This window comes from Candidatus Nanosynsacchari sp. TM7_ANC_38.39_G1_1, from assembly GCF_004138385.1.
The window spans coordinates 1-11,614 of sequence record NZ_PQNZ01000021.1; the positions used below are offsets into that span (position 1 = coordinate 1).

The 11,614-nt window shown below is 50.9% G+C and carries 12 protein-coding genes; 8 read left to right on the forward strand and 4 right to left on the reverse strand.

Translation table 11 applies throughout. The features are described 5' to 3' along the window. Nucleotides 1-143: 143 nt before the first annotated feature. Nucleotides 144-596 carry a VanZ family protein gene (locus tag G1ANC_RS02110; protein WP_129693378.1) on the forward strand — a complete coding sequence of 151 codons (453 nt, stop codon included), beginning with the start codon at nucleotides 144-146 and terminating at the stop codon, nucleotides 594-596. A gap of 26 nt (nucleotides 597-622) precedes the next feature. Here the strand turns inward: G1ANC_RS02110 and G1ANC_RS02115 are convergent, their stop codons facing one another. Next, nucleotides 623-1,468 (reverse strand): alpha/beta fold hydrolase, encoded by an 846-nt coding sequence (locus G1ANC_RS02115; protein ID WP_129693379.1) that lies wholly within the window; start codon nucleotides 1,466-1,468, stop codon nucleotides 623-625. 6 nt (nucleotides 1,469-1,474) lie between these two features. Then, nucleotides 1,475-2,317 (reverse strand): zinc metalloprotease HtpX, encoded by an 843-nt coding sequence (locus tag G1ANC_RS02120; protein ID WP_129693380.1) that lies wholly within the window; start codon nucleotides 2,315-2,317, stop codon nucleotides 1,475-1,477. A 5-nt stretch (nucleotides 2,318-2,322) separates the two neighbouring features. On the opposite strand from G1ANC_RS02120, the gene G1ANC_RS02125 reads away from it, so the two are divergent. The 6 genes from G1ANC_RS02125 to G1ANC_RS02150 all read left to right on the forward strand — a co-directional run bounded on the left by G1ANC_RS02125 (nucleotide 2,323) and on the right by G1ANC_RS02150 (nucleotide 9,221). Further along, entirely contained in the window at nucleotides 2,323-4,461 is a 2,139-nt protein-coding gene (locus G1ANC_RS02125) for an ATP-binding protein (protein WP_129693381.1), read from the forward strand. A 50-nt stretch (nucleotides 4,462-4,511) separates the two neighbouring features. Next, nucleotides 4,512-6,068, forward strand: a complete 1,557-nt coding sequence (locus tag G1ANC_RS02130; protein ID WP_129693382.1) for a response regulator transcription factor — start codon at nucleotides 4,512-4,514, stop codon at nucleotides 6,066-6,068. Nucleotides 6,069-6,075: 7 nt separating this feature from the next. Next, nucleotides 6,076-6,786, forward strand: coding sequence for a pseudouridine synthase (locus G1ANC_RS02135; protein WP_129693383.1), 711 nt, complete (start codon nucleotides 6,076-6,078; stop codon nucleotides 6,784-6,786). A gap of 54 nt (nucleotides 6,787-6,840) precedes the next feature. Next, nucleotides 6,841-7,233, forward strand: a complete 393-nt coding sequence (locus tag G1ANC_RS02140) for a hypothetical protein (RefSeq protein WP_129693384.1) — start codon at nucleotides 6,841-6,843, stop codon at nucleotides 7,231-7,233. Nucleotides 7,234-7,293: 60 nt separating this feature from the next. Further along, nucleotides 7,294-8,697 (forward strand): ribosome biogenesis GTPase Der, encoded by a 1,404-nt coding sequence (gene der / locus G1ANC_RS02145; protein ID WP_129693385.1) that lies wholly within the window; start codon nucleotides 7,294-7,296, stop codon nucleotides 8,695-8,697. Between the two features lie 272 nt (nucleotides 8,698-8,969). Next, nucleotides 8,970-9,221 carry a hypothetical protein gene (locus G1ANC_RS02150; protein ID WP_129693386.1) on the forward strand — a complete coding sequence of 84 codons (252 nt, stop codon included), beginning with the start codon at nucleotides 8,970-8,972 and terminating at the stop codon, nucleotides 9,219-9,221. Between the two features lie 132 nt (nucleotides 9,222-9,353). Here G1ANC_RS02150 and G1ANC_RS02155 read toward each other — a convergent pair whose 3' ends face one another. After that, the gene (locus tag G1ANC_RS02155; RefSeq protein WP_164997973.1) at nucleotides 9,354-10,322 is read right to left on the reverse strand and encodes a GTP-binding protein; all 969 of its coding nucleotides are present in this window, start codon (nucleotides 10,320-10,322) and stop codon (nucleotides 9,354-9,356) included. Nucleotides 10,323-10,366: 44 nt separating this feature from the next. On the opposite strand from G1ANC_RS02155, the gene pth reads away from it, so the two are divergent. Then, on the forward strand, nucleotides 10,367-10,927 hold the full coding sequence (gene pth / locus G1ANC_RS02160) for an aminoacyl-tRNA hydrolase (protein WP_129693388.1): 561 nt from the start codon (nucleotides 10,367-10,369) through the stop codon (nucleotides 10,925-10,927). Nucleotides 10,928-11,036: 109 nt separating this feature from the next. Here the strand turns inward: pth and G1ANC_RS02165 are convergent. Then, the coding region (locus tag G1ANC_RS02165) for a DUF475 domain-containing protein (protein WP_129693389.1) at nucleotides 11,037-11,614 on the reverse strand (578 nt) is incomplete at its 5' end.

Consider the following 11,614-nt stretch of genomic DNA (forward strand, 5'->3'; position numbering starts at 1 on the left):
TGAGATGGATAATTTTCTAAAAAGCAATGACGAGAAAGCGAAAGAAATTTGTAAAATCATAGGTTTAATCGCAGGAGAGGATGACGATTCCGTACATTAGTAATATGATGTATATAGGTTAGCATAAGAATAACGCCCTAAGAATGACACAGACTGATAGGCTACTTAAAATCCACTTACTCCTACCATTAATTTGGATGGTGGTTATCTTCATATTTTCACAGCAACCAGCCTCAATATCTAGCGGACAGAGCAGCGTATTTGTAGAGCAACTACATCACATTGTTCCAAGCATCGACCAACAGCTGCTGACTTTCATAATTCGCAAGAGCGCACATATTTTTGCTTACTTCATACTCGGTATATTATCATTTAACGCTTTATTGAGAGCAGAATTAAGAAAGTTACCGTTTGACCGACCAACAATGTCCTCAATTACTATTTGCGCACTTTATGCTGCCAGCGATGAATTTCATCAACTATTCATTAGTGGTAGAAGCGGAGAAGTGCGCGATATTATCATTGATAGTATAGCCGCCAGCATCGGTATCGTGCTCATCGGTTATATATACAAACACTCAAAGGCAGCTCGCTAAGAAGCCACTATCACATCCACAATAAGCTACTTAGATTCTGGTTTGATAGCCCTTTTCATACAGCTAACGATAACTTTGCGCGTACGCTGGCGGATGGCGTGGGTGGCGGTAGTTAGCGAATGCAGCGTAATTTGCTGATTTTTTTCGGCAATGTGCTTTAGATTCTTTTCGACGATAAACGGGTCTAGTTTGCCGTAAATAATGTCGGTGTCGATACGTGTTTCGGCCAATTTACGGCTAGCGTTTTGGCTAATAATACCAGCTAACAGCGTATCGCGAAAGGCGCTAAAATTATCCTGAGTCAGCTGCGTTTCTGAGAAGCCAGCCAGCCCCAACTTAGAGTATAAATCGTAGCCAGCCACTACCGCCTTGGGTGTTTTTAGCGCTTGGCGATAGATTTCACGTAGTAGATTGTCCTGGCGTAATCGCGCCGCGCCTGTTTGAGAGCTATCACGGTAAATCGGTGGCGCCACCAAGATGCAGCGCTTAACAATACCCTTATACATACTAGCAAACTCAATCGCCACCAGCGAGCCAAACGAATGTCCGACCAGCACTACTGGACCACTCAAGCCATTCGTCAAGCAGGTAGCCAGCAGGTGGCGGGCTTGTTCACGAGCGCTATACATTCGCCGAGTTCGTGCTAAATAAGAGCCACCGTGCCCTAATAAATCAACTACGATATAGTTGCAATTAGCTGGTACGTTCTCAATAAAAGGTTGCCACAACTCACCAGTATCCGCCAGACCGTGGATAAAGACATAAGTTACCGCGAATGGCCGCCGCAAACGTTTATAACGGACGCGCAATCGATAGGGAACATGCAGCATCTTGTGCAGGATTTGATCGCGGAACTTACGCTTGGCCGCCATCAACGCCTACTTGTCTAATTCTTTCAAGCGAGCAATTCGCGCCTCGGTCGACGGGTGAGTCGAGAAGAGAGCTTGCAAGCCGCCCAGCGAGAACATATTCGAAAACATTAGATGAGCTGAAGCTTCTTGGCTTGGCGATGGTGCAATCGGCGGTACGCTAGCTTTCCAGTTTTCTAGCTTCATCAGCGCCGACGCTAAATTATCGCCAGCGCCGAGAATACTGTGGCTATACTGATCAGCCGCATACTCGCGGCTGCGCGATACTGCCATCTGGATCAACATCGCAGCGATAGGCGCCAAAATTAACGAGGCAATCATCGCAAAGACATTACCGCCGTCATCGTCGTCCGACGATCCGCCGAATAGAAAGGCTAGCTGCGCCAGATAACTAATCGCACCCGCCAGCGTCGCGGCGATGGTCGAGATTAGCATGTCGCGATGTTTGACATGACCTAATTCGTGCGCCAAAACCGCCCGCAGTTCATCCTCATTCAGAATGTCCATGATACCAGTCGTCACCGCTACGGCAGCATGCTGCGGCGAGCGGCCTGTCGCGAAGGCATTAGGAATCGGCGTCTCGACGTAATAAAGCTTTGGCATCGGCAAATTCGCTTGGGCTGTTAACTCGCGGACGATACGCTCGACCTGCGGGTAACGATTGCCCAGCGGCTGAGCGTCTTGCATCTTAATTACTAGCGACGAACTGAAAAAATACATGAAAAAGTTAGACACCGCCGCTAATCCTAGCGCCATCAGCATACCCTGCTGGCCGCCAAACGCATAGCCAACCATCATGAATAGCCCTGTCAGAATTGCCATGAGTAGGGTAGTTTTGAAAATCTGCTTCATATCTTTTGTCTATTATAGCAAACCGCCTTAAAGTTATCTTAAAAGACGCGCCAGAGGGTTGCAGCAAAACGGCTTGTCGATATATACTAATCATAAGCAACTCTAAATTAGGGGGCATCACGTCTAACTATATTGATCGGTTTTGGCATCACCGCGCCAGCGAAGCAATTATGCTCATCCTCGCTGTTGTAGCTGGATTGTTTGCTTGGTCTATTGGCGGTGGAAAATCTCCAGAAGACCCTTTGTACGTGTCTATACTACCGGGCTCGTTAGCCGCGATTGCTTTCGTAATTACTTTGGTATCATATTTTGCTGTTAAGCGAAACTTTTACCAATCGCTGCTAATTAATTATATCTTGTTGACTGCAACGGGCTGGCTGCTAGTTTTTGCCTCTAGCAATCAAGGGGTGCCACATTTGGCGCTATTTGCAGTAATCGTCGCTGTCGGACCATTACTTGGAACTTATGGTCTCTTGACAGCTGTCATCGCCGCTGCGGCCGGAGTGGCAGAACGTTTTATTATTGAGCAGACACCCTTGGGATCATTAGCAGCATTGGCTATGATACTATTTACACCCTTGCTAGCTGCAAGTTTACTGTGGCTGCGCCGACACCAATCTGTTGGCGCTAGTGAACCAATCCGCGAGAGTTTAGCTACCGTGGCTGGCCCTCAAGCCTCTGACATTGTTATCAGCGCTATCGGCGACGGGGTAGTAGCCGTCGATGCGAAAGGCATCATCACCTTGATCAATCCAGCAGCCCAGCAGCTAGTTGGCTGGGGTAATCAAGACGCTATCGGCTTGTCATATAAATCAGTCATCAGACTAATGGACCAGGACAATAACACCATCAAAGATAACGATAACGGCGATATCATCGCTCGCGTCCTCAACACTAACAACCCGCTCAAAACTGACGATTTCAAGATCAAGACCCAATCTGACAAAAATTTTATGGCTAGCATTTCAGTTAAGCCAATCAGTAACAAGCATAACGACGGCGCAGTGATCGTCTTTCGCGATATCACCGCCGAGCGCAGCGACGAGCGCCAGCGCGCTGAGTTCATCAGCACCGCCAGCCACGAGATGCGTACACCAGTTGCTAGCATTGAGGGTTACCTCGGCCTAGCGCTTAACCCGCAAACCGCCACCATTGATACGCGCGCTCGCGGTTATATTACCAAAGCGCATCAATCAGCCGAGCACTTGGGCCGGCTTTTTCAAGACTTGCTCGATATTAGCAAAGCTGACGACCATCGCCTCAGCAACAATCCAAAAATCGTTAATGTCATCGACTTCATCAAAGATATCGCCGACGGATTAACGCCGAAAGCCGAAGAAAAAGGCTTAAGTGTCAATTTCGTACCATCGACTAGCGATGTTTCTAGCAAGGAGGTCCAGAACCGCCGAATCAACCCGATTTTATATGCTAATGTCGATAACGACCACCTCCGCGAAATCGTCCAAAACTTGATTGAAAATGCTATCAAGTACACGCCGTCTGGCAGTATCACCGTTGACGTAACTAGCAACAACGACCAGGTGACGATAAGTGTCGCCGACACTGGCATCGGCATCCCGCCAGAGGACGTTGGCCATCTCTTTCAGAAGTTCTACCGCGTCGATAACAGCGACACCCGCCAGATAGGCGGTACTGGGCTAGGCTTATACCTGTGCCGGCGACTAGCCGAAACTATCGGCGGGCGGTTGTGGGTTGAAAGTGAATATCAGCACGGCAGCACATTTTTCTTGGCTATTCCGCGAGTCGATCATGTTGCTGCCACTTTTCTAAATGATAACGGCGAAACCGAAAATAACACCAGCATTGATAAGTTATCAGCCGAAGACATGCTAGCTAGCAATGCGCCAGAAATTCTAGCGGTTGCGCCAGCGGCTGCCGAGTTTGAGCAAACGCCGCTTGACGCACCAACACCAGCAGTTCCGACTCAGACCTTCACCGATACCAGCTTACTCAACTATTCGCCGCCGCCAGCACCCAAATCGAACGATTTAAACCAAAACGCGGCCAGTACAACCAAGCAATTTACCAACACGCCGCTTAGCGATATTGAGGCCGCACCCGACAAATACGCCGAACAATTACGCAACGAAATCAGATTAAACGTCCCGCGGCGGCGAAATTAAAACTATAGGGTATAGCATTTTTAAACCATAACCGTTAAAATAGGGGTAAGATGACAAAAATATTACTAGTAGAAGACGACAAAAGCCTCAGCGAGATTTATAGTGTACGGCTGCGCGCCGAGGGCTACGACATATTATCTGCCAGCGACGGCGAACAAGCCTTGGCGCTTGCCATCAAAGAAGTACCCGACCTAATAATTAGCGACGTTATGATGCCGAATATCAGCGGCTTCGACATGCTGGATATCCTACGCAGTACCACCGAAACACGCGGTATTCACGTCATTATGATGACCGCTCTGTCAAGCGATGAGCAACGCCAACGCGGCATGGCGCTCGGCGCTGACCGCTACCTAGTCAAATCGCAAGTCGGCATCGAGGACGTCGTTCGCACCGTCCACGAAGTTCTCGGCGACGCCTCAGTGCCAGCCGAAACGCCAGCACCTCTTGTCAACGAGCCAAAACGAGCTACTATCGAGCCTGGTCCTAGTGCTAGGGCGACGGAGCCAGCGCCAGCTAACAATTCTCCAGAAAAGGCTGAAAGCGATAACACTAAAGCGAATGAACTAAATCCAAACCCCGAAACTCCGGGGGGGCCAGCTTCTAGCTCTAATCCAGCAGCCAGCTCGACCGCTCCAACACCGGCTAACCCAGCGCCGACCGATACGGCGGCAGCCACCGTTACAACGATGCCTGCCAGCACTACCGCAGCGGCAACTCCAACCGCCCCTCAACCAGCACAGCCAGAACCAGCAGCTATTCCCGCAGCTCCATCGGCACAGCAGCCAAATCCGCTAGTTGCCGCACCGCGCGAAACTCCAGCAGCTAGCGCGCCTGCCGCCGTCACTAATATCCCAGTTACTACTCCGGTTAATCCAGTACTCAGCCAAGCTGCGCCCGCAGCTACTTTGCCACCGCCAGCTAGCGCGGCAACTGCACCGAGAACTAGCACTTTGCCGCAACCAATCGCGCCGTTTTCAACTAACCGGCCAGGTTCGTCAGGCCGAGTGATCCAGCCAATCACCCCAACTGATCAAGAACCAATTGATTACACTGCTCGCATGAGTGAAGAACTAGCAACATATCAAGACCTTGACACCATCCCAGCGCCACAGACCAGTCCTGCAAACATGTTCCCTCAGGCCACGCCAGCAGCAACCCCTGCGGCCGCGCCAACTCCAGCGCCAGCTGCACCCGAGCCAGCTTCTATAGCGACAAACTCAGCGCCATCAGTAGCGCCGACTTCACCGTCTGCCAGTGCTACCGCAGCGGCAACTCCAGCCACCCCTCAACCAGCGCAACCAGAGGCAGCAGCTAGTCCCGTTACACCAGCACCAGCACCAGCACCAGCATCAGCATCAACTATGCCTCACATAATGCCAGGCCCAGCTGCAGTTGCTACGCCAATCAGTAATATGACCGCATCAGCTGAGAGCGCTTTGAATAATCCTTCCGCGCAGCCTGCGCTTAACGCCACACCACCAGCTATACCAGCGCCAAACACTAGCGTACCAGAACCAGCTGCACCATTAGCAGCACCAGCCTCTTCCGATGAAGCCGGGTTAAAGTTTGAAGAAACCGCAATTTCCTCAAGCCAACCAAAATAATCGTCTTATGGTAAGCCAAAAATCAGCTAGTGGCACCGAAACGATTCGCCTCAATAAATTCTTAGCACTCCAACTCGGCATCTCGCGGCGCGAAGCCGACAATCTCATCTCAACAGATACCGTCACTATCAACGGTAAGCCAGCGACACTTGGCGCTCGTCTATCGCCAACTGACACCGTCAAAGTCGCGGGCCGCGACATCAGCTCTCATGCTATCAAGAAAGTCTACATCGCTCTCAACAAACCAGTCGGTTACGTTTGCTCGCGGCGCCAGCAGGGTAATGCGCCGACAATTTATTCATTGTTGCCGCGAGATTTAGATCACCTCAAGCCAGTCGGCCGCCTTGACAAGGATAGCTCTGGCTTGATTCTGCTGACCAACGACGGCGATTTTGCTCACCGCATGACCCACCCGAGTTTTCGCAAGACTAAAATATATAAAGTCCGCCTCGACCGACCGCTTGAGCCGCTACACCAGCAGATGATTAGCGATTTTGGCGTCAACCTCGAGGACGGCCGCAGCCAGCTGGCTCTAGAGCGCCTCGACGATAGCCGCCTCAACTGGCAAGTCATCATGAGCGAAGGCCGCAACCGCCAAATCCGCCGCACCTTTGCCGCGCTCGGCTACACCGTCGTGCGACTGCACCGCGTACAATTCGGCAATTATTCGCTTGGCAACATGGAACGAGGGGAGTGGCAAAGCATTTCTGCTAATTAACAAATTAAGTTGTCTTACTATACCTATCTTTGGATTATAATAAATACTATGTGTATGCCAAATCCCGACCCAGCTCCTCATTACCAACTGACCAACCACGCCAACGACTCAATATCTTGGTTGTTCAACCCGCTGCACAAGCGCACATTATGTTTTGACGAGAATAGTAGTTTTTACTCTGTAGCCAGCGCACCTAGAACAATCTCGTTTGGACCGCACGCTGAATACGGCATTGACGTCTGCGCGCTTGGTCTTGAGATAATAATTATCGCAGCCTGTTTCATTGGCTGGCGAAATTTGCGGCGTTCAAAACATAAAAATAATGATGAGTCCTCCACGTCGTGGAAGGCTTTCGCCGAATGGATATTTCTAGTAGCGGGCGGACTATTCTTGACGGCAGTATTACTATCGACACTGCATAACGCCATTTCAATCGGCTTATTATAAATTCTGCTATACCGCTAGCGCTCGCCAAATCAACTCACCTCTGTTATAATTAAGTTAATTATGGCAACCAAACTTCCTACCGTCGCTATTATCGGCCGCGCCAATGCTGGTAAAAGTTCGCTATTCAACCGCATCATGCGCTCGCAGCAAGCCATTGTTGCCCGCGAAGCTGGCACCACCCGCGACAACGTCATCGGTAAAGCGTCATATCAAGGCCGCGATTTTTGGCTAGTTGATACCGCTGGCCTCAAGCCCGCCGAGGACGAATTCGAAGCCAGCATCCAAGACCAAATCACCGAGGCCGCCGAAGCCGCCGACGTCATTCTCGTGGTCGTCGACAGTACCAAATACCCCAGCGACGAAGACCGCCGCGTCGCCAAAACCGCCTTAAAGAGCCGCAAACCCGTCATTCTCATCACTAACAAAATCGATCTGAAAGGCAACCTACCTGATAGCGAATTCTTGCGCCTCGGCATCAAGTCGATCATTCGCACCTCCGCCGAACATAACTCTGGTATCACCGACGTCCTTAGCGAAATCTGCCAACACATCCCCGCCAAACAACAATCCGAGCCCAGCGAAACTCTCAAAATCGCCCTTATCGGCCGGCCAAACGTCGGCAAGTCTAGTCTGTTTAATACGCTAGCCGGCAAGCAGCAAGCCATCGTTGCCAGCCGCGCCGGCACCACCCGCGACGTCAACCGCGTCCGCCTGCAATACCACGGGCAAGCGATCGAACTGCTCGACACCGCTGGTATCCGCCGCCAAGGCAAGCAAGAGGTCGGCATCGAGAAGTTCAGCGTCCTGCGCACCCTCGCCGCCATCGAAGAGGCTGATATTTGCTTTTTGCTAATGGATGTCAATGAACTGAGCACCGCCCTCGACCAAAAGCTAGCTGGCATTATCGCCGAAGCAGGCAAGGGGCTAGCCATCGTCGTTAGCAAATGGGACATCGCTCTCGGCAAAGATGCCTACACCCGTGACGCGCTGGCACCAAAGATTTCAGCGCAATTCGACTTTACGCCGTGGGCGCCGTTAATTTTCACTAGCTCGGTCACCGGCCAGAATGTTGCTAAATTATTCGATTTAGCCCTCAGTATCAATGCGAACCGCCAGCAAAAAACTACTACTCGTAAGCTTAACGATCTCCTGCAGCAATCAATTCAAAAGCATCCGCCAGCCGGCCTGAAAAACACCCACCCGAAGCTGCGCTACATCGTACAAACCGATACCAATCCGCCATGGTTTGTCATTTACGGCAGCAATTTGAAGTTCGTCCATTGGAGCTACAAGCGTTATCTAGAGCGCCAAATTCGCGATATTTTCGATTACACTGGCACGCCGATCAAACTATCTTTCCGCGACGAAAAACAACTCAAAGCCAACCGCGAACGCGTCGCCCGCGGCCTGGCGCCCGTCACCAAAGCCTACAAACAAGCCAAAAACGCCGAAAAACAGCTATAAAACCACATTTTTGACAAAAACCCTTGACGTTTTGTTCTATTAGTGATATATATATAAGCTTTTGTTGACAGATGTTTGACGTTTTGTCCAAAAGTGTATTTTGACAAGCAGTTGAGAATAGAGCAAGGTGAGATTTTATGGCGTTATTTTAGCGGAGGCAAAATAGTGTCGTGAAACCTCATCTTGCTCGCCGCCATCCGGGCGCCAGAAGCAGTGCTTCCCCCGAGGGAAGACACAGGCACTCCGCCTGGATGAGGAGAGAGGTGTGCATCATGGGCACCTACTACAATCCTGGGTCCGACGTAGCGCAGGGGCATATCGGGCGAAAGCTCGATACCTGCATGTACCACGTGGCGAAAAAGATGCTGAGGGAGGGGGAGCACCTGTACGCCACTATTGTCTTTACGACACACACCGCAGCGGTGTGTGTCGACGACTACGAGGAGTTCAGACAGATGTCTGAACTCCTCTATCCGTACGACCTTCACGCCCTGAGCGAGTACGCACACTCGCGCTCGGTGTAGAGATCCCGAACTGGCAAGCCGCCGAGAATACTTGGCGGTTCTCTCCGTCGCACATATTATATTCTCCTGCTTGTCAGTTCGCTCCATAGATGCGTATCTATGCTGACGAGTCGGAAACGACGAAAGCGAATTTTATCCAAACATCACTAGTTGCGCCGCCAAAGCTTCACGGGTAATCTCATCCGCTCGCTCGCCGATGAGTACAATTTTTGCCGCTTCCTCAGACTTGGCATGAGTTAGCTGAATTTGCTGCTCGGTCGCCTCCACATGCTGGCGCGCGCCGTTGTCACTAATAAAGCAGCCTTTCATTCGCCGTAGGCCATGCGCAGCGAACAACTCCGGCCATATTTTCTCCAACGTCGTCGCCGTAATTTTCATGCCCGACACATCCAGCACCGCATACGTCGGATTATCCGGCACCGCCAGTTCGCCATCGTACGTATCAAAAAACGCCAACAGTCCCGACGGCGTGGTGATTTTACTGAGGTCAAACTGACCGTGCGGCGCGCTGAGCACCTTGGCGTAGGGTAGGGTGCGGCGTTTTGCTTCGTATTCAGCCAGCTCGCTATCGTTCAGCAAATCCTCCTTGGTCACCAAAATCACGTCTGCTGCTTGCAGTTCAACTTCGTGCGCTGGCTCAATCCCGCGCAAAATCTCGTGCGCATCGATCACGTAAAAACTCTGCATCAACTCATACTTATTGAAGATTTGTGCATTAATCAATTTCTCGACCAAGTTCATCGTTCGCGCCACTCCCGTCGCCTCGATAAACACTGGCGCCGGTGAATTCCGGCAAAAATCCAGCAGCATCCGTGTCAGTGCGTGTTTCGACGAGCAGCAGACACAATCGCCAGCCAGCGTCGTCACCATCTCCGCTAAACCTTCCAGCCGATAGCCGTCGACATTTTCATTGGCATATTCATTTTCAATCACCCGCGCACCCTTATAGTCACTTTGTTGCAATAAGAATTCCAACACGCTGGTCTTGCCGGCACCCAGCGAGCCGTTCACCAAATAAAGCGGCACTTTATCAACGACCGCCCGCGCTTCGTCAAACGCCGCATTAACACTAAATTCCAAATCGTCATCGCGTTTCGTCATACATCTATTATACGTCATCACAGCCAAGGTGATATACTAAGGTTATGAAAGTCATTCTGGCCCTTGGTAACCCTGGCGAAAAGTACGTTCACACGCGGCATAATGCTGGTTTTTTGGTGATTGACCAATTGGCGGCAGGGCAGAGTGCACATTTTAGCAATAAGCCAAAATTCTCGGCGGATATTGCCGAATTGAATATGTCTGGAGAAAAAATTCTCCTTGTCAAGCCGACCACCTATTACAATGAGGTCGGTATTTCCGCGCGGGCTATCTTAGATTTTTATAAACTGACGCTTGACGATGTACTGATTATTCACGACGATACAGCGCTTGATTTTGGTAAAATCCGTGTCCGAAAAGGCGGCCGCGACGCTGGCAGCAACGGTTTGAAATCGCTTCATGCTCACATCGGCGCTGACTTCTGGCATATTCGTATTGGTACCGACAATCTACTGCGACGGCAAGTCTCAACCGACCGTTTTGTTATGATGAATTTTAATAGCGATGAATTAACTATTTTGAAAAATTGGGCCATCCCAACGGCGCAAACAATGATTCATGACTTTTTATCCGATCACATTTCAGCCATAAGCGTCAAACTCTAACCCCCGACACATCACTACGCCATTGCGCCTGCGAAATTAAAAATGCTTATTGCAACAATGTTGCAATAAGCAAGCGATATCGCCCGAAACAAAAAGCCACAAATATCAATTACCGTCGCTTTCGCGGCACAATTTTCGCCGCGCCGTGTTTCAGCCGCTGCTCAGCGCTATGTAATTTCGCCGCAGCTGCTTCTTGCAGATTAATCGCTCGCGCTTCCAGCATACTGCTACCTACCGCCAAGCTCACAAACAGCAAACCCAAACCGCCCGTCGCCCATTCTGGCAGCTCCAGATGAAACAACTTGGCGATCATCATCATACCCAGCGCCATAATCGCCCAGTGCGCGCCATTTTCCAGATATTTATATTTACTGAGCATGCCCGTCCGCAGCAAATACACCGTCAGCGACCGCACCCAAATTGCGCCGGCGCCCAGGCCCGCCACGATCAGCAGCACGCTACTGGTGATAGCAAACGCGCCGATGACGCCGTCGAAGCTGAAACTAGCGTCCAGCACCTCCAGATAGAGCAGGCTAGCGAAGGCTGCCCAGCCGGTCTTGACCTTGACCGACTTAGCGTCGTCCTCGTGAAAGAATGAGCCGAACAATTCCAGCCCGATGTGCAGTATAATTCCCAGTACCGACGAGATCAGCACCAGCGCCCGATGCGGCGGCTCAACCGTGAAAT